The sequence below is a fragment of the Sorangium aterium genome, assembly GCF_028368935.1.
GTDB classification, from domain to species: Bacteria; Myxococcota_A; Polyangia; order Polyangiales; family Polyangiaceae; genus Sorangium; species Sorangium atrum.
This window is the reverse complement of sequence record NZ_JAQNDK010000003.1, coordinates 1841483-1860191: the sequence shown is the minus strand read 5'-3', so window position 1 is coordinate 1860191 and position 18709 is coordinate 1841483. Positions and strand designations below refer to the sequence as shown.

Genomic DNA, 18709 nt, shown 5'->3' with positions numbered 1-18709 from the left:
CGCGGCGGAATGGCCGGTGGTCGCTCGCTGACTGATCGGTGACAGCCGTATGACTCGATGGGGGCATCATTCCATTTCGGCGGCCACCCTGATATCCTCCGCGACCAAAACCTCTCGAAATTTCACATGAAAATGAAGACGATGCTGGCTTTCGTTCGGTGCGCCGGCGGATGTGCGATGGCGTTGCTCGGGCTCGGATGTGCGCAGCTCTTCGGCTTCGACAAGGTCTACGAGCCTGAGGACCAGATCTCCGCAGGCGGCGGCGCGGCGGGCTCAGCGGTCGGGAGCGGTGGCGACGACGCGGGGGATCCATGCGAGATCCTCGCGGTGCTTCCCGGGGAGACCCTCGCCCTGTCGACGATCGACGACATGGAAGACGGAGATACCCGGATCTCCGGAGGGAACGGGGCGAACCCTTGGGCAGGGTTCTGGTTCGAGGACAACGACGAGTCACCGGAAGGAACGCAGGAGCCTGCGGACCCGGCGGACCTCGTGAGCACCCTTGACCCTCCGCGCGGCGCCAGCACCAAGGCCGTGCACACGAGCGCCGATGACGGCTTCCTCCTCTGGGGAGCCGGCGTCGGCTTCCATCTGGACGACGAGGCCTACTACGACGCGTCCGAGTACCGTGGCCTCACGTTCTGGGCCCGCGCCGAGGAGGGCTCCACCAGGAAAATGAAGGTGCTTTTCATCGATCAGCAGACCTATCACATGGGGGGCATCTGCAACGACGCAGAGGGGGAATGCAACAATCACTTCCACAAGCCGGTCATGCTGGAGAGCGACTGGAAGCACTTCAAGATTCCGGTGGAGTGCCTCAAGCAGGAGCCCTACGGTAAGCAGTTGTTGGCGCCCGCCCTGGAGCGGCTCTGGGCCATCGAGTTCTTCTTCGACAAGGAGCTGGCGTTCGATATCAGGATCGACGATGTCGCCTTCTACCGATAGGCGCAGATCTCCTTCAATCAAGGGGAGCGCGCGCTGTCCGCGATCGGCGGGCGGAATCGCCGCGCGCTCCACGCGATCCCGCTTCAGTCCGTGACGAGAGGTCCCACGCCGTTGGCGAACTGCCACCCCTTGCTCTCGTCGATGTTGATCTCCCAGTCGAACACGCCGCGGAGCGCCGGGTGGTTGCTCTCGACTTGATTCCACGTGGGGATCGCCTCGTCGATCGACATGTAGTATTGCCGGTCCGAGATCCCGAACCCCACGACGACGTGCGTCGGACCGAGCAGCGAGACCCACTCGTTCACGCTGTTCACGATGTAAGACTGCTCGGCGAGCTCGGGGCCATCGTAGTACTGCGGGGCCGCGTAGTCCAAGGCGCCGGCGTCCACCATCTGCTGGCAAAACGTCTTGTCGCGGCTGTTCCAGGGGGCCGGAGGCGCGGTGATGATGAAGCCGGGGATGCGCCGCTTCAGCTCCTGGCTGATCCAGATCATCTCGGAGGTGTCGGGGGCCTGATCGGCCTCGAAGGTGTTCCAGTCGAGGCCGTCGAACCCACCCAGGCGGTCGTAGATCCCGATCACGCTATTGACGAACGTCTCCGACTTCTTGCGTGTCGGGAAGCTCATACCATTTTTGGCGCCGCCGACGGAGAGGATGATCCTGCGATCCTGGATCGTCCGTGCGTACTCGATGTCGGCGTTCAGGTTCGTCGCTGCTCCCTTGCCATCACCCGGCGCCTCCCAGTAGACGGCGCCCGTGGTGCCGGGCGATCCTCCGAAGGGCTTCGCGGCAAAGAGATAGATCACGTTGTAATTGCTGTTGATGTCCCGGATGCGGACGGGCGCTTCCGTCCAGTTGGGGTAGTAGCCAGCGACGACCTTTTGGGGGAGCCCAAAGGCCGCGCGGGGTCTGCCGTCGTCGCCGGGGCTGTCGCTGCAGCCGGAGTACGGCTCCCAGAAGTACGTGCTGACGGTCGGGATGAAGCCGGGATTGTCGTACTTGGCGATGTAGGCCGACCCCTCGTAATTCACGATGTCCCCCGCGGCATACGGCTGACCCTCTTGCCATTGCGGATAGCTGCACGAGCCCTCGGTGGGCTCGGGGCTGGAGCCCTCGGTGGGCTCGGAACTGGAGCCCTCGGTGGGCTCGGAGCTGGAGCCCTCGGTGGGCTCGGAGCTGGAGCCCTCGGTGGGCTCGGAGCTGGAGCCCTCGGTGGGCTCGGAGCTGGAGCCCTCGGTGGGCTCGGAGCTGGAGCCCTCGGTGGGCTCGGAGCTGTCGCTGCAGCCGGAGTATGGCTCCCAGAAGTACGTGCTGACGGTCGGGATGAAGCCGGGATTGTCGTACTTGGCGATGTAGGCCGACCCCTCGTAATTCACGATGTCCCCCGCGGCATACGGCTGACCCTCCTGCCACTCCGGAAAGTCTGCGCACGCGGCGGATTCGTTCTGATCCACCTCGAGCTCCTCCTGCGGACTGGAAGCAAGGCATCCGAGCCCGCTCGCGGTGAAGGCGACGAGGAGAAGTGAAAGCCTGGGAGCAATCTTAGAAAGATGGAGAGACATGGTGGCCTTTCTTCGACGAGAGATGAACGATCGCCGATGGTGGTCTCGCCGGACGCAGCATTGCCATGCTGCGATCCGGCGCCGCTGGGCCGTGACTCGCCGCTGGGCTCGCCCTCGATCACCACCCGTTGATGGGGACATCGTGGTACCGAGCGCGGCTGGGTCGTCGTGGCCCGATGCAACTGCGCTGCTGCTACTGCTGCGCTGCTTCTGTTTCCCGGAAGAGCAAGCGATGTACCAGTCGTGATGATGGCCCCGACGATGGGCGCGCGGCTTCGCGGCAGCCCGTCGCTGAGCTCTTCCTGGAGCCGACGCGCGGCGATCGCGCTCGGCGAGCCGGGGGCGCGCGTGGGCGATCGGGGAGATCGCACCGCGATCGCCTCGATCGCGAGCGTGGGAACTCCTGGATCGCCCCCGGCGATCCGGCGCTCTCGGGCCGCCTGGAGCTCATCCGCGGCCTGTCGCGCGCCTTTCGCGCGCCTGTCGTCCCGCGCGCCGGCGCCGCGGGTGTCAGGTGGAGCGCCGTGCGCGCAGGATCTGGAAGTACCGCCGCGCGATGCCCGACGCGGCCGCCGCGTTGCTGACGTTGCCCCCGTGCTGCGCGAGGACGCGCTGCACGTAGCGCCGCTCGAAGTGATCGACGATCCGCTCCCGCGCGCGCGGCAGGGGCAGGTTCAGCGCGAGGATCTCCTCGACGATGTCGCCGGATGTCCCGGGCTCCGCGCCTCCGCGCGTGGAGGCCGGGGCCGGCGCGCCCGGGGAGGCCAGCCCGGCCCGGGTTGTCTCGATCGGCGCGGCCTCGCCGAGCGCCACGCGCCGCGCCACGGCGTTGTAGAGCTCGCGCACGTTGCCCGGCCAGTCGTAGTCTTCCAGCCGCTCGCCGAACCCCTGGGGGAAGGGCGCGCCGCGGCCCGCGAGCTGCTGAAAGAAGTGGTGCGCGAGCACCGTGACGTCGCCCCGCCGCTTGCGCAGCGGCGGCAGCTCGATCCGGGCCACCGCGAGCCGGAAGAACAGATCGTCCCGGAACCGACCCGCCTGGATCTCACGCTCGAGATCGCGCCGCGTCGCCGCGAGCACCCGGATGTCCACGCGGATCCAGCGGCTCGAGCCGACGCGCTGCACCTCCGATCGCTGGATCGCGCGCAGCAGCTTGGCCTGCAGGCTGAGGTCGAGATCGCCGATCTCGTCGAGCAGCAGCGTGCCGCCGTGCGCCTCCTCGAAGACGCCGCGGCGCGTCTCGTTCGCGCCGGTGAAGGCGCCGCGCTCGTGCCCGAAAAGCGCCGACTCCACGAGCGTCGGCGGCACCGCGGTGCAGTCGAAGACCACGAACGGCCCGGCCGCCCGCGGCCCCTGCTCGTGGAGCGCCTCCGCGAGCACCTCCTTGCCGGTCCCCGTCTCGCCCTCGATGACGACGGGGACGCTCGAGGCCGCCAGGCGCTCGCACAGCGGATAGAGCCGTCGCATCTCCTCGCTGGCGCCTAGGAGCCTGCCGAACTGCACGGCGGGCGACAGCTCGGCCGCCTGCGTGAGGCCGAGCGCCTCGACGCGGAGCACCGTCTCGCCGATCCGGACGAGCTCGCTGCCCTGGAGGTACGCGTCGCCGACGCGGATCCCCTGGACGAAGGTGCCGTTCGTCGATCCGAGGTCGGTGACGCGGAGCCGGGCGCCGGCGAGCTCGAAGGCGGCGTGGCGGCGCGAAACGAGCCGGTCGGTGAGGGGAATGTCGCAGGCGGGGCTCGTGCCGGCGAGCACGCGCGAGGGCAGCCCCGGCGCCACCGTGAACCGGCGGCCCTCGTCCGGGCCCGCCATGACGGAGAGGGCGAAGCTCTCGGCCGTGGCCGTAGCGGGGCGCACCGGCCCGGGCAGGAGTTCGGTGGAGGCGGCATCGTCGTCGCTCAACGGAGGCATGCTGCCATCTCAGCAGGCCTCCGCGCCGACGTCACGTGAGGCCGCGCGACGTTCGTGCATGGATGGATCAAAGAAGATCCATAGGGCAGCTTTGTTGAAGTTATCCAGCATTTGAACCCCCGAGCCGCTGTGCGACCCCATGACGGCGGGTGCGATCCCGTCGATCGCCCCTTTGCCCCAGAGATCGCACCCGAGGGATCGCCGAGATCGCCCTCGCACACACTCCCGGCAATGCTCCGTTGAACCTGTCGCTTCGAAGCCCAATTCGGCGCTGCTCAGCGCTGGCACACGCTGTGCTTCGCCACGTGGCGCAGCAAGAGCGTCCATACGCTGAATTTCTGCGCGAAGCGGACGCCGCTCGACACGAGGCTGGAAGTCGACCACGGCTCGGCGACGTTGCGCGATGCGGGCGCGAAAGGAGCACGATTGACAATCATGAACTCGAGATATCTACATGCTGCCGAGCAGACGAGGCGGACTGGCCGGCGCCAAGGTGTGACGTTCCTCGAAAGGACGGCCGTTTTCTTGCGGGCTCGCGCCCTCCGCCTTGCGTGCTTGAGCATCTTCATCGCGCTCTCGACTTGCGGTCACTCGAGCGATAGCCTCGCCGGAGCGGCCGACTTTACCGTTCATTACAGCAACTATGACGCCGCCGCGCCGAACGACTCCATCATCGAGGCCGGGATAAAAATCCGCAACAACACCGCTGTCTCGATACCGCTGAGCAGCATCGTCATACGCTACTGGTTCACGAAAGACAGCGCGACGACCGTGACCCCGGCGTGCTGGTGGTGGAGCCCTGGCTGCAGTCGAGTTACGCTGACGACCGGGACCGTGTCCTACACGGGCGCCGATCGCTACGTGCAGATCGGCTTCACCAGCGCCGCCGGAAGCCTGGCTGCGGGGGCGACGACCCAGCCGATCGACCTCGGGATCGAGTTCAACACGAACGTCGTCGAGACCGACGATTACTCGTATGGAAGCCAGACGACCTTCTCCAACTCTAGCCGTATCACCGTGCACGACGCCGGCTCCGCGCCCACGGGCGGCTTGCGCAGCGGTACGCCGCCGAGCGGCAGCGTGTCGCCGCCTCCGGCGCCGATCTCCCTGACGGCCACGGCGTCGAGCGCAAGCGCGATCTCCCTGAGCTGGGCGGCGAGCAGCGGTGCGACGAGCTATGACGTCTACCGATCGACCACGTCGGGTTTCACGCCTGGCGCGGGGAACCGCATCGCCAGCGGCGTGACCTCTACCAGCTACAACAGCACCGGCCTGGCGGCGTCGACCACCTACTATTACAAGGTCACGGCCCTGAACGCGGGCGGCGCGTCTGCCGCCTCCAATCAGGCGAGCGCGACGACCCGGGCCGGCAGCGCGGTCACGGCCGAGTTCTTCGACGATTTCAGCTACAACGGGACCAGCGACGCCAACTTCACGAGCTGGTGGTCGGTGCGGAGCTGGTCGGGGGCGCCGGGCGTGAGCGGCGCGGCGTGGCTGGAATCCAACGTTTCGATGGTCGCTGACCCGCAGAGCTCCACGAACAAGCTGATGCGTCTCAAGGCGAGCACGAGCGGCACCGGAGGGACCACGTCGCAGGCCGAGGTGATCACCCATGCCCAGAAGTTCCGCTTCGGCACCTACGCTGCGAGGGTCAAGTTCAACGACACCCCGCTGTCCGGCACGCGCTTTTACGCCGACAAGCCCGTCGAGACCTTCTTCACCTTGACCGAGTGGGCCGCCGGCGACCCGGACTACTCGGAGCAGGATTTCGAGTACATGCCCAACGGCGGTTGGGGCCAGGGCAACACGAGCACGATGTGGCTGACCTCGTGGGAGACGTCGGACGTGAACGTCTCGAACTCGGTCTCCGCGAACTTCAACGGCTTTCACACGCTCGTTGTCCAGGTCACCAGCGCCTCCATCAGCTATTACATCGATGGAGTGCATCGCGCGACGCACGGTTCCATGTACGCTCCAGAAGTGGATCAATTCATCTTCTTCAACCTCTGGTACGATGAGCTCGACGCCGCGAAGGGCAGCTCGCGGACATACAACGAGGACGTCGACTGGGTCTACTTCGCCGAGGACGCGATCCTGTCGTCCGCCGAGGTCGACGCGAAGATAACTAGCCTTCGGTCTTCGTCGATCTCCCGTCGGGACACGGTGCCTTAGAGCGGAGATCGCTCCCTTCGGATACAGACAGACTCTCCTGGTTCACGGCGCCGTGACGATGATGGGGTTCGACGCCGTGCAGATCGCGCTCCTGCGCGGCGCGCGGGGGCTCGCGACCGCCGGTGACACCTACGCCGAACGGCTGCGCGCCTCGGCGAGAATGTTTCCACAGGTCTGGAAACTTCTGTCAGAGCGGCGACCCGACGACGAGCCAACCTTCCAAGGGTTCGCCTCGCTTGATCACCATGTGCAACCCCTGGCATGCTCCAACCATGAAGATTCTCGTCTCGTCCCGCTGGTCGCTGGGTACACTCGCCGCTTGCCTGGCTGCCGCGGCGTTCACGGGCTGTTCCGGCTCCGGGGAAGGGAAGGACGAAGACGGGAGCGGCGGATCGATCGCAGGATCCACCGGCGCGAGCGGAAGCGGTGGTCAACCGGGCGCCGGGGGCACGGGCGCTGCCTCCGCTACTACCGGAGGCGTCACGGGGAGCGGCGGCGGGAGCAGCAGCGGTGGACCCCCGGGTGCGGGCGGAGCGACGGGTGGAGGTGGATCCACCGGCGACGGCGGGTCCACCGGCGAGGGCGGCGGGTCCACGGGCAGCGGCGCGAACACCTGCCCGCCAGCGACACCCCTGACCGGAGGCAGGGAGTATTGCTCGAACAGCCGAGGCAATGCGGGCAATGGTTATGGTTATGAGCTCTGGGCGGAGGGAGGCGGGAAGGGCTGCATGACCGTGCACGGCGTCGACGCCGCGTTCAGTGCGGAATGGAACAACGTCGAGGATTTCTTGGCGCGCGTCGGGCTCGACTTCAACCAGACCCAGAAGCACACCCAGATCGGCACCGTATCGGCGGAGTTCGCGCATACCAAGACGGAGGAGGACGGCGGCTTGACGTACATCGGCATCTACGGCTGGACCGTCAACCCGCTGCGCGAGTTCTACATCCTCGACGACTGGGGCAGCGAAAAGCCGGCAGGCTTCTCTTCCGACGGGACGCCGCGGGACGAGGTAGGAACGCTCACTGCCGATGGTGAGACCTACGACGTGTGGAAGAAGACCCGCGTGAACAAGCCGGCCATCACGGGCGCGAGCGCGACGTTCGATCAATATTTCAGCATCCGGCGGACGGCTCGCACGTGCGGCACCATCTCCGTCTCCGAACACTTCACCAAGTGGGAAGCGCTCGGCCTTTCCCTGGGGAATCTGCACGAGATCAAGCTGCTGGTCGAGTCCCAGAACAACAGCGGGACAGTCAAGTTCACGACGGCGAAGTTCGTCGTGAAAAAATGAGCCGAGGCGTCCAGGGACCTCGAGCTCGGCATGGCCAGAGCGAGCCTGCGCCTCCCAGAAATCGTGGCAGGATCTCTGACCCGCTGGACTAGGCCGGCTCCGCCTCGAGGTCCTGCGTGACGGTGACGCCCGCGGCCCGGTAGGGCGCGAGCGCCTCCTGCGACACGCCGCGCTCGGTGAACAGCCATGTGAGCTCGCTCAGCGGCGCGACCACGTACGGTGACACGGTGCCCAGCTTGTCCGCGGTCACCAGCGCGACGACCTCGGCGGAGGCCTCCACCATCGCCCGCTTCACGTACGACTCGTCCAGATCCAGCGTGGTGACGCCGAACGTGGGATCGAGCGTGCACACCCCCAGATAGCAGAGGTCCGCCCGGATCTGGCGCACCCCCGCGATGGTCACCCCGTCGGCGGCGGCCAGCGGATCCTTGCGCACGCGCCCGCCCAGCAGGACCACCTCCACCCGCGGGTGCTCCGAGAGCGCGATGGCGACGGGAGGGCTGTTGGTCACGACCGTCGCCTCGAGATCGCGCGGGAGGTGGCGCGCCACGGCCACGTTGGTCGTCCCGCTGTCGATGAACACCACCTGACCCCGCTTGATCAACGTCGCCGCGGCCCGCGCGAGCTCTTCCTTGGCCTTCGGCCGCTGCCGCTCGCGCGCAGGGAAGCTCGGGTTCACCCGCGAGACCGGCAGGCCGCCGCCGTGAACCCGCTGCAAGAGCCCCTCGTTCGCCATCTCGCGCAGATCGCGCCGGATCGTGTCCTCCGAGACCCCGAAAGCACGGCTCAGCTCTGCCGCCACCACCTTCCCGTCGCGTTCCAGTACTGCGAGAATATGCTGGCGCCGCTCGGCCACCATCAAGCCGGAGGTGTCTGCGTTGTTTTGCACGATTGTTCCTGTTTGTGCACGAAGTTGCTTGCTCCGGTCCCTTCCGGCCCCATGATCTTTCCCTGATGTTCACGAAAATGCACGAACCTTCCGGGGAGCCTCCAACTTTCAACGCCGTCCTCCGGACGGCCTTCCCCGGGCCGCGGCGGTGCGCCAGCGGCTCGCCTGGTCCTGCGCGGGGGGTGCCGTGATGGGCTCCCTCGCGGTCGTTGACGACGTCGCGCGCGCCCGCCGCGCCGTCTCGGTCATGTTCGTGGCGAACGGCATCGCCTTCGCGTCCTGGGCCGCGCGTGTCCCTGCGGTCCGCGAGCGGCTCGGGCTGCGCGACGGCCTGCTCGGCCTCGCCCTCCTCGGCCTCGCCTGCGGCGCGATGCTCGCCTTCCGCGCCGCCGGGCCGCTCGTCGCCCGCTTCGGGAGCCGGCGCATCACCCGGGTCTCGGCCCTGCTCCTGTGCGCGGCGCTGCCCCTGCCCGCGCTGGCCCCTTCCTTCGCCGCGCTCGTCGCGGCCCTCCTGCTGCTCGGCGTGTGCAACGGCCTCATGGACGTCGCGATGAACGCGCAGGCCGTCGAGGTCGAGCGGCGCTCCGGTCGGCCCATCCTCGCGTCGGTGCACGGCATGTTCAGCCTCGGCGGGCTGATCGGGGCGGCCCTTGGCGCGCTCGCGGCCGACCGCGCGCTGTCGCCCTCGGCGCACCTCGTCGCCGTCGCCGCCGTCCTCGCCGTGGCCGTCGCGCGCGAGGGCGGGGCGCTCTCGGCCGACGCGCGCCCCGAGCCCGCGACCGCGGCCGCCCCCGGGGCCGCACGCTCGACAGGGCTCCTCCTGCTCGGCCTCGTCGCCTTCTGCTCGTCCGTGGGTGAGGGCGCGATGGCCAACTGGTCGGCCGTCTACCTCCGCGACGAGCTCCACACCACCGCGGCCTTCGCGGCGACCGGCTACGCCGCGTTCTCGCTGGCGATGCTCCTCGGGCGGTTCTCCGGGGACGGGCTGACGCAGCGGTTCGGCGCCGATAGGGTCGTGCGCGCGGCCGGGGTCGTTGTCGCGGGCGGGCTCGGCGCGGCGCTGCTCGCCAACGCCCCTGTCGCCATGCTGCTGGGGTTCGGGTGCGTGGGCGCCGGCCTGTCCGTCGTGGTGCCGCTGGTCTTCCGCGCCGGGGCGAGCGCCCCCGGCGTCGCGCCCGGCAAGGCGCTGGCGACGCTCGCCACCCTGTCGTACGGCGGCTTTCTCGTCGGCCCTCCGGCCATCGGCCTGGTCTCCGATCGCCTCACCTTGCGCGGCGGCCTCGCCCTCGTCGTGGCGCTGGCCCTCGTGATCGTCGCGCTGGGCCCGGCGGTCATCCGCGGGCCCGCGTCCCGCGCCCCCGCCGCCCGCGCGCCCGCAGGCGATCAGGGCGCACTGACCGCGGGCGCCGGCGTGTCTCCTCCCGATCCGGGGCGATTTCCCGGGAGCTGCTCGCGCCGAGGGATCAGCGCTTGCGCCACACCGTCGCCAGCCACGGCTGCTGCTCGCGCGGCCGGCCCGCCGGTCGATAGTAGTGATCGATCTCCTCGAACCCGGCGGCGGTCACGTGCTCCCGCCACCGCTCGAGCGACCAATAACAGCCGTACCGGTCGCCCGACCACCCCTCCCGATCGTCGCCCGCGGGTTCGAGCTGAAGAGGACGCCGCGCGGGCGGAGCGCGGCGTGGAGCTCGCGGAGCACGCGCGGCAGCTCCTTGCTCGGCACGTGGAACAGCGACGCGTTGGCGAATATCCCGTCGAAGCGCCCGGCTTCGAGGTCGAGGCGCAGGAAGTCCTGGTGGAGCACCTCGCAGCCCGCGTGTCGCCGCGCCATCTCGACGAACCGCGCGGACCCGTCGAGCCCGACCGGAGTGTGCCCGTCCGCGCGGAACGCCGCGAGATCGCGCCCGGGGCCGCAGCCGAGATCGAGGATCGTGAACGGACTTGCCCCCTCCAGGGCCGCGAGCAGCGCGGCGCGGTTCTGCGAGACGTCGTGATCGCGCGTGCCCTCCCAGAACGACAGGGCGTGATCGTCGTAGTGAGCCAGGGTCCTCTCGGTGAGCGCGGAGAGCCGGGGGGCGCTGTCGTCGTGCATGGCGGCAGTGTGGGCCGGGAGCGCCCCGCAGAAAAGGACCGCGAGGCGCTCGCGGCGCGGCCGCCGCCCGGCCCGCGTGCGCCCGGTCGGCGCCATCCCTCCGTGCGGCGCGCGCCTACCCTGAGGCAGGCGCATGCGCGGACCCACGAGATCGACCCCCCATCCGTACCGCGTGTCGACGCCGTTCCGCGCGCTCGACGCGGTCGGGGCGCGGATGGGGCGATCGGCGCTGCGTGCGATGACGAGTTCGGGCTCACCGAGCGGGAGGTGCTGGACCGGTTCGGCGGCTACCTCGAGCGGTTCGGCGAGCTCGCCGCGGGGAAGCGAGGGCGGAGCTGAGCCGGAGAGCGGGAGTGCCGTAATCCGGGCTTCTCCCTCCGATAAGCGAGGAGAGGAGAGGCGAGGGGACCGTAGAGGCACGCAGGGCGGAGGAGAGAGAAAGAGAGAGGGGGATGAGGGGGCGCGAGCGCTCCGTCAGGCGGCGTCCAGCCACGCCTCGAGCTCGGCGGCGAACGCCGCCGGCGCGTCGAGCATCAGCCAGTGGCTGGTCTCCGGCAGCACGACCGCCGTGAGCGCGGGCCTCAGCGCGTGGAGGCTTTGCGGCCATGCGTTCGAGGGGGCGACGATGGCGTGGGCGCGGGCGCCCGGCGCGGCGAGGTAGCGGTCCAGCGCGTTCACCGCCTCGAACTCCAGCAAATGCCGGGACATGCCGAGCATCCGGTCGTGCGGCGTGGCGGCGACGCGCGCCAGCACCGTCTCCCGGGTCGCGGGCGTGCTGCCCGCGAGCGCCTCGTTGAAGGTGGCAACGGCGGTGTCACGCCAGCCGTCCGCCGCGAGGGCGGCGAGGTAGGGCGGGAAGTGCTGCGCCTGGACCTCCGCCGGGATCTGCGTGAAATCCCGGGGCGGGTCTGCGAGCAGGAGGCGCGCGACCCGCTCCGGATGGGCGGCCGCGGCGGCGAGCGCCACGAGCGCGCCGTAGCTGTGGCCGACGAGCGCCACGCGGGGGAGCGCCAGGGCGTCGAGGGCCGCGAGCACGTCGGCCGCGCAGGCGGCGGGCGTGTAGTCCGCGTCGGGCGGGGGCTCCGACGCGCCGTGTCCCCGGAGATCGAGCGCCAATGCGCGCCGTCGGCCGGCGACGTGCGCGAGCGTCGCCTCCCAGAAGCCGGCGTGGCCGACCATCCCGTGCACGAGCACGACCGGCAGCGCCTCGCGCGAGGAGCCGGCGCCTGCGTCGGGGCGAGGGACGGCGGCCGGATGATCGACGATGTGGAGCGCGCCCACAGGGCCCGCAACGGTCAGGGAAGGCATGGGCGTCTGCTACCTCGGTGTATGGGTCCGCGTGAAGGGGCCGTGTTGCGCTGCGAGGGCGGAGCGTAGGCGAGGCGCTCGTTCGAAGCAAAGGTGCTCTCCCAGGGGCGCTTCGCCCTGGGTCACGCGCAGGGCGATGTCCTCGGAGCCGAGGAGAGCCGGTCGCCGAGCCGATACGGCCCCTTCAGGAGCACGGGTTCGATGTGAACGAGCCTGCCTGTGGGGAGAGCCGCTATGCCTCGGCGCGGTGCAGCTTCTGAACGAACGCCGCGAGCCCCGGCGGTGACGACGTGAAGTGGATGCGCACGACGTCGTCGGCGCGCGCGTCGAGCTCGATCACCTTCGCGTGCAGCTCGCCGCCGAGCTGCTCGGCGAGCGGGCCGGACGGGTGGATCTGGAGATTCGTGAAGGGCGCGGGCCGGGGATGCAGCCGCAGCACGGCGCCGAAGGGGGAGAGCCCGAGGATGAAGGCGGACTGCGGCTCGCCCTCCACCCGCTTGCCCGCGAGGCGCGCGCACACGACCGGCAGCGGCGACGAGAGCGAGAGGATCTCGACCCGCCGCTCGGGCAGGTAGAGCCGCTCGGGGTTGTCGAGGCCCAGGACCTCGTGGACCAGCACACGGTTCGAGAACCCCTTGACGGCCAGCGCGTGGCTCTGGCCGAGCAGGAGGCCCGCGCCCGCGGCGCGGCGCGTGGTGTCCGCGATCAGGATCTGGCGGCCCACCGTGCACGACTCGATGCGGGACGTCAGGTTCACCTGGGCGCCGACCACGCCGTATTTCGTGCGCGCCTCGGAGCCGATGTTGCCGACGACGACCGGGCCGGTGTTGAGCGCGATGCCCATCTGCAGCGTCGGCAGGCCCTCGGCGCTGTTCTTCTCGTTCACCGCGTCCATCGCCATCTGCATCTCCAGCGCGCAGGCGACCGCGCGGCGGGTGTCGTCGCCCGCCGGGAACGGCGCGCCGAAGAGCGCGAGGATCGCGTCGCCGATGAACTCGATGATCGTGCCGCCGCGCGCGACGATGATGCGCGCCATCTCGCCGAGGTAGCCGTTCAGGAGCCGCATGACGACGTCGGGCGGCATGTTCTCGGTCATCGTCGTGAAGCTGCGGAGGTCCGTCATCATGATGGTCACCTCGCGCTCCTCGCCGCCGAGGAGCTGGGCCTCGGGCGAGGAGAGCAGGCGGTTCACCACGTCGTCGCTCAGGTAGCGGCCGAACGTCTTGCGGATGAACTCGCTCTTGACCGACAGCTCCGCCGCGAGCTGCGAGAGCTGCTCGCGCGAGCGCTTCAGCGTGAGCTGCGTGTCGAGCCGCCCGAGCAGGATGTCGAAGTCGATCGGCTTCGTCACGTGGTCGTTGGCGCCGAGCTTGAGCGACTCGACGACGTCCTCGCTCGCGCCGCGCGTGGTCACCATGATCACCGGGAGCTCGGCCTGCGACCGGCTCTGGCGCAGGGCCGAGAGCACGCCGAGGCCGCTGATGCCGGGCATGTTCACGTCGAGCAGCACGGCGTCGAAGCGCTCGCGCGCGGCGAGCCCCAGCGCGCGGGGTCCGTCCTCGGCGGACGCGGTGCGGTAGCCGTTGTTCTGCAGCACCCGACAGAGGACGTCGCGGTTGCCTCGGCTGTCGTCGACAACGAGGATGGTGCCGCGCCCGCTGCCCTCGATCTCGGCGTGGACAGCGGGCTCCTCGTGCGGAGAGGGGATGCTGACCTTCACGCTCGAGGGCGCGTCCTCGTCGCCGTTCTCCATCGCCTGCACGATGGTGAGCAGCTTGCGCGACGCGAGCTCGATGTTGCGGATGTCCTCGATGTGCTGCGGCGCGACCTTGCCCTGCAGCGACGCCACGAGCAGGCGCGTGTAGCCGAGGATCTGGTTGATGGGCGTGTACGGATCGTGGCCTCCGCCGTGCGGCTCGTGGAGCCGCTGCGGCTCGCGCCCCGCGGACGGCCTGGCCGACGCCGCCGGCTGGTGCGCGGCGGGCAGCCCGCCGGTCGCCGTGCGCTTGCCCGGCGACGAGGCCGGCGCGTGGCCGCGGCCGGCGTCTTCGTGGCGCGACGCCTCCGGGATCCGCGAGCTCGGCGGTTCGGGCGGCTGGGTCGCTGGCGCAGCGGGGGAGCCCTCGGACGGGTCCCACCGATCGAACGGATCCTGCAAGGTATAGCCGGCGCGCGCCGCGGCGGCGGCCGCGGCGGTCGGCCGCTCTCGCCAGCCGCGCGCCTCCTGCGACGCATACGCGCCGTGCGGAGAGAGCGGGACGCTCGGTCGATCCCGCCGCACGCGCGCGTCGGCCGGGAAATGGCTGCCGCGCGCCGGGGGCGGCGCGTGCTGCTGAGGAGGCGGGAGGGTGCTGCCCCCGCGGTTCGAGGCGGGCGCCGGCGGCAGGGCGCTGCCGCTGCCGGCGCTGCTCCGTGTCAGGGGCGGCGCCGACGGCAGGGCGCTGCTGCTGCTGGCGCTGGCGCGCGACGGGATCGTCTCCGGCGGGGTCCCTCGCGACGGCACGGGGCTGACCGTTGCCTTTTTGGGCGCGTCCTTGTCGGAGGGGGATCGGCTCATGGTTCCGGCGATTCTACGCCTGCGCGCGTAGACGCAACCATGGATGACACCCGCGCTTCATTTTTTATCGCACCCCTACGCATCAGCTTCAGTCTCGGCGCGGGTGGATTTCCTCCGCCGGCGTACGCGCGAGCTCCGTGGGCGTCCAGGCCGTCCTCGGCTGGGTGAACTCTTTCAGTGAGCCGGCACCCAGAAGACGAGAGGCTTCAATCCTCCTCCAGGGGACAACCCGCCTGTCGCGGTGCGTGATCCAGGGAGGCGCGAGCGCGCCCCGCGTGGAGCTGGACAGGCCCGCCCTCCGATGTCGGACGATGTCGACCCCCAATGGGTCTCGCCCCGTCCACGTGACTCTCGCGCTGGATTGAAGACACGAGCGCCACCCTCCATGCTGCCCGGACGGTGGTTGTGGAGGCAAAATGAAAGACTTTTTTCGAAGTCAAGAGGCGATGAGCCCTCGCGCCCCCCGGGCGGGCTCACCTGACGCCGCGAGGTGAGCCCATGGATGAAGCCACAGCGGATCGCGGGCCATGGCCGCACGACAGGCACGCTTGTTCCCGCGCTCCCCACCTGATGATCGGGTGGCCTACCTTCAACTCCGTTGTTCGGCGCCGCCGCTCGCGGCGACGGGCGCCCTCGACCGGCTGGACGAAGCTGGCGCTCGACATGCGCTCATCCGCCGACATCAGCGCACGGTGGATGTCCGTCCCCGTGGCCGTCTCGCATAGGAGTTCTCCGCGGCCCCTGGGCTCCTGGGGGATGCAAGAGACGGGTCGGCTTCAGTGTGCGCGGGTGCGCGACGCGCACCTAGAACTGCCTAGAGCTGACTAGAGCTGACACACGTGACGGACGTGGCGGAGAGCACTTTGTTTCTCTTGCAGAGGCAATGAAGGCGTCGTAGTGATCTATTTACGCCATTCGGGCGATTTTCGGCTGGAGCTGACGGAACCACCGGCTCGAGCTTGTGCGAGTGCGAGAAGGAGTAGCAGAGGTATGCCCCTGCACACCGGACAGATGGTGACGCCTTCGCTGAGGCTCGTGCGCATCCTCCGGCGCGGCGGGATGGGGAGCATCTGGGTTGCCGATCGGCTTCCGCTGAAGGCTCAGGTAGCCGTGAAGTTCATGTCGCCCGAGTACGCGGACGACCCGGGCTACGTCGAGCGGTTCCGGCGAGAGGCGGTCGCTGCGGCGCAGATCACGAGCCCGCACGTCGCGCAGGTCCTCGATCACGGCTTGACGGCGGAGGGCATGCCGTACATCGCGATGGAGCTCCTCCGCGGCGAGGACCTGAGGGTCCGTATCAGCCGCCAGGGCCGGCTGCCGCTCGGCGAGGTGGCGCGTATCGTGGCGCAAGCGGCCAAGGCGCTGGGGCAGGCGCACCGGCTCGGCATCGTCCACCGCGACATCAAGCCGGACAACCTGTTCCTGACCCAGGTGGATGGGGAGATCTTCGTCAAGGTGCTTGACTTCGGTATCGCCAAGCGGGTCCGGGACCTGCGGGTCACCTCGACGGGGAACGTGGTCGGGACGCCGCTCTACATGAGCCCGGAGCAGCTCGTCACCCCGAGGGATCTCGATTTCCGCGCGGATCTCTGGTCGCTCGGCGTCGTTGCCTATCATGCGATGACGGGGCGGACCCCGTTCTCCGGAGAGACGCTCGCGGCGCTCACGCTCGCCGTGCACAGGGGGCGGTTCACGCCGCCCAGCGCGCACCGGATCGACGTGCCGGCCGCCGTCGACGAATGGATGGCGAGGGCCCTTCAGCAGGATCCGAGCGCGCGCTTCGGGTCGGCGAAGGAGATGGCCGACGCGCTGGAGCGGGCGCTGTCGTCGCGCAAGTGGGGCACCGAGACGCCGGCTCCGGCGGGTGCGGAGAGCGTGGTCGAGGCGCCGCCCGTGAGCTCGCAGGACGGCGTGGTCACCCGGCGCAACCCTGTCATGACGTCCCCGTCGATACCGGTGGTCGAGGCGGATCTCTGCGAGGACGACGGCGGTGATGGCACGACCGCGGTCCTGGGCACGGCGTCGGGCCGCAAGAAGCGCAAAAGGCCATCCGCGCGGATGGCGGCGGCCGCCGCGCTAGGCGCCGTGCTGGCCGGCGCCAGCCTGTTCTTCGGCGTCCGGTTCGCCGCGCCCGCAGCCGACAACGCCGCGCTCGCCGCCGTCGCCCCCCGCGGCGCCGGGCTGGCGAGCTCGACCGAGGCGACGCTCCTCGCCAGCGTCGTGGAGGCACCCCGACCGCTGCTCGCGCCGGAGCTCCAGGAGCCGGTCCAGGCCGCGGCGGCGCAGCCCGAGAGCGCGCCCGCCAGCGAGGCCTCGCGGTCGACAACGAAGAAGAAGCCCACCGCGCGGCCCGCGCGATCCCCCGGGCGGATCAAGACCGCTCCGTCCACTGGGCGGCACACCCGACGCATCAAGCCCTTTCCCCGCAACGACATCGCGATGCACCGGTAGCGCTCTCAGCGTTGCGCATCGCGACGCACCGGGAGCGCTCTCCGCGCTGCCCAGGGGAGCGCGGCTGGTCGATGCGCGCGCGGCGCGCGCCCTCAGAGCGGGATTCGATGCGATTCCTCTGCAGAGGGCCGTTGTCCTCGGCGTCGCGCCGTCGCGCGCAGCGCCTCCGCGGTCGCCTGGTCCGCGGGGAAGAACGACTCGACCGCGAGCTCGGACAGGGTGACGTCGATCGGCGTGCCGAAGACCATGGTCGCGCTGAGGAAGCTCAGGATACCGTCCTCCGTCCTGAGCCGGAGCGGCACCGCGATGGTGACCGGGTCGGGCTCGCGGGCGGGCTCAGGGCGCCTCGATCCTTCCGGCGATGGATAGCGGATGAGCTCTTCGAAGAGCGTCACGAGGGCGGGATCGGAGCTCACGTCGATCTGACGGCGCAGGCGCGAGAGGAGGTGCGCGCGCCACTCGGTCGAGTTCTCGATGCGCGGCGCGAGGCCCCCTGGGTGCAGGCTCAGGCGCAGCACGTTGATCGGGGGCTGGAGGAGGGCGGCGTCGGCGCCGGCCAGGAATGGGCCGATCGCGCCGTTCGCGGCGACGAGGGTCCAGTGCCGATCGATGGCGACCGCCGGATAGGGCTCGTGGCCGGCGAGCACCAGATCGACCGCCCTGCGCGCCGCCGCGAGCGCGGGATCGCCGAGGCTGCGCTCCGGATAGAGTGGCGCGTACCCCGCCGCCACGAGGAGCTGGTTGCGGTCGCGCAAGGGCACATCGAGGCGCTCCGCCAGGTGGATCACCATCTCGCGGCTCGGCTGCGCGCGGCCGGTCTCGAGGAAGCTCAGGTGGCGTGTCGAGATGTCGGCCTCGCAGGCGAGGTCGAGCTGGCTCATTCGACGGCGCTGGCGCCACTCGCGCAGGAGACCCCCGATCGGCGGGTGTGAGCTCGTCATCGCGAGTCGACCCTAGCACGCCGGGAAATGACGCCCATTACCTGGGAGGTAATCGACCCCATGCCGAGGGCGCCCCAAGGTGAGCGGTGTCAGGGGCGCTGTGGACACCCGGCGCGCCGCGCGCGCGCTGCCCCGCAGGTCCCGCCCACCGAGGGGCGATGAGCCCCCGACCGCAACGAAAGGAGCCCACCATGTCGTTCGTGATCTCTCCTCGCTTCCTCCGCCGCGCCCTCCTCGCCGACGCGGCCCTCAGCGGCGCCACAGGCCTCCTCATGCTCGCCGCCGCGGCGCCCCTCGCCGGCCTGACTGGCCTCCCCGAGCCGCTGTTCCGCTGGGCTGGAGCGAGCCTGCTCCCGTTCGCGGCGCTCGTCGCATGGCTCGGCACGCGCGAGCGTCCGGCCCGGGGGGCCGTCGTCGCCGTCGTCGTCGCGAACGCGCTCTGGGTCGTCGACAGCATGCTCCTCCTCGCGCTCGGCTGGTTCGAGCCGACGGCGATCGGCTATGCGTTCGTCGCGGCGCAGGCGCTCGCCGTCGCGCTCTTCGCGGAGGCGCAGGTCATCGGGCTGCGCCGCGCGCAGGTGGCCGCCTGAGA

13 protein-coding genes and 1 pseudogene are annotated in these 18709 nt (G+C 70.1%); 6 read left to right on the top strand and 8 right to left on the bottom strand.

From position 1 onward, the window contains the following. Window positions 1-141 precede the first annotated feature (141 nt). The gene (locus POL72_RS31255) at window positions 142-945 is read left to right on the top strand and encodes a hypothetical protein (RefSeq protein ID WP_272099952.1); all 804 of its coding nucleotides are present in this window, start codon (window positions 142-144) and stop codon (window positions 943-945) included. An 83-nt stretch (window positions 946-1028) separates the two neighbouring features. Here the strand turns inward: POL72_RS31255 and POL72_RS31250 are convergent, their stop codons facing one another. From POL72_RS31250 to POL72_RS31240, 3 genes are all read right to left on the bottom strand, one after another. Continuing rightward, a complete protein-coding gene (locus tag POL72_RS31250) occupies window positions 1029-2399 on the bottom strand; it encodes a glycosyl hydrolase family 18 protein (protein ID WP_272099950.1) in 1371 nt (456 codons plus the stop codon). Between the two features lie 618 nt (window positions 2400-3017). Beyond that, on the bottom strand, window positions 3018-4415 hold the full coding sequence (locus tag POL72_RS31245; protein WP_272099948.1) for an FHA and sigma-54 interaction domain-containing protein: 1398 nt from the start codon (window positions 4413-4415) through the stop codon (window positions 3018-3020). 275 nt (window positions 4416-4690) lie between these two features. Then, a complete protein-coding gene (locus POL72_RS31240) occupies window positions 4691-4984 on the bottom strand; it encodes a hypothetical protein (protein ID WP_272099947.1) in 294 nt (97 codons plus the stop codon). Between POL72_RS31240 and POL72_RS31235 the strand changes: the two genes are divergently transcribed. Both POL72_RS31235 and POL72_RS31230 read left to right on the top strand, forming a co-directional pair. Then, on the top strand, window positions 4971-6587 hold the full coding sequence (locus tag POL72_RS31235) for a cellulose binding domain-containing protein (protein ID WP_272099945.1): 1617 nt from the start codon (window positions 4971-4973) through the stop codon (window positions 6585-6587). The two genes, POL72_RS31240 and POL72_RS31235, sit on opposite strands and share 14 nt — an antisense overlap. A gap of 272 nt (window positions 6588-6859) precedes the next feature. Then, window positions 6860-7879: a glycoside hydrolase family 11 protein gene (locus POL72_RS31230; protein WP_272099943.1), complete on the top strand. Its 1020-nt coding sequence runs from the start codon at window positions 6860-6862 to the stop codon at window positions 7877-7879. Window positions 7880-7967: 88 nt separating this feature from the next. On the opposite strand, the gene POL72_RS31225 is transcribed toward POL72_RS31230, so the two are convergent. Continuing rightward, on the bottom strand, window positions 7968-8768 hold the full coding sequence (locus tag POL72_RS31225; protein ID WP_272099942.1) for a DeoR/GlpR family DNA-binding transcription regulator: 801 nt from the start codon (window positions 8766-8768) through the stop codon (window positions 7968-7970). Between the two features lie 190 nt (window positions 8769-8958). Here POL72_RS31225 and POL72_RS31220 point away from each other — a divergent pair. Beyond that, window positions 8959-9438: pseudogene (locus POL72_RS31220) on the top strand (MFS transporter); the annotation flags it as partial. 891 nt (window positions 9439-10329) lie between these two features. On the opposite strand, the gene POL72_RS31215 reads toward POL72_RS31220, so the two are convergent. From POL72_RS31215 to POL72_RS31205, 3 genes are all read right to left on the bottom strand, one after another. Continuing rightward, a complete protein-coding gene (locus POL72_RS31215; RefSeq protein ID WP_272100045.1) occupies window positions 10330-10860 on the bottom strand; it encodes a class I SAM-dependent methyltransferase in 531 nt (176 codons plus the stop codon). A 474-nt stretch (window positions 10861-11334) separates the two neighbouring features. Further along, window positions 11335-12168: an alpha/beta fold hydrolase gene (locus POL72_RS31210; protein WP_272099940.1), complete on the bottom strand. Its 834-nt coding sequence runs from the start codon at window positions 12166-12168 to the stop codon at window positions 11335-11337. Window positions 12169-12400: 232 nt separating this feature from the next. Continuing rightward, window positions 12401-14725, bottom strand: a complete 2325-nt coding sequence (locus POL72_RS31205; protein WP_272099938.1) for an adenylate/guanylate cyclase domain-containing protein — start codon at window positions 14723-14725, stop codon at window positions 12401-12403. A gap of 990 nt (window positions 14726-15715) precedes the next feature. On the opposite strand from POL72_RS31205, the gene POL72_RS31200 reads away from it, so the two are divergent. Continuing rightward, window positions 15716-17176, top strand: a complete 1461-nt coding sequence (locus POL72_RS31200) for a serine/threonine-protein kinase (RefSeq protein ID WP_272099936.1) — start codon at window positions 15716-15718, stop codon at window positions 17174-17176. Window positions 17177-17268: 92 nt separating this feature from the next. Here the strand turns inward: POL72_RS31200 and POL72_RS31195 are convergent, their stop codons facing one another. After that, window positions 17269-18117 (bottom strand): helix-turn-helix domain-containing protein, encoded by an 849-nt coding sequence (locus tag POL72_RS31195; protein WP_272099934.1) that lies wholly within the window; start codon window positions 18115-18117, stop codon window positions 17269-17271. Window positions 18118-18308: 191 nt separating this feature from the next. Between POL72_RS31195 and POL72_RS31190 the strand changes: the two genes are divergently transcribed. Further along, window positions 18309-18707 carry a hypothetical protein gene (locus tag POL72_RS31190; RefSeq protein WP_272099932.1) on the top strand — a complete coding sequence of 133 codons (399 nt, stop codon included), beginning with the start codon at window positions 18309-18311 and terminating at the stop codon, window positions 18705-18707. The last annotated feature ends 2 nt before the right edge of the window (window positions 18708-18709 follow it).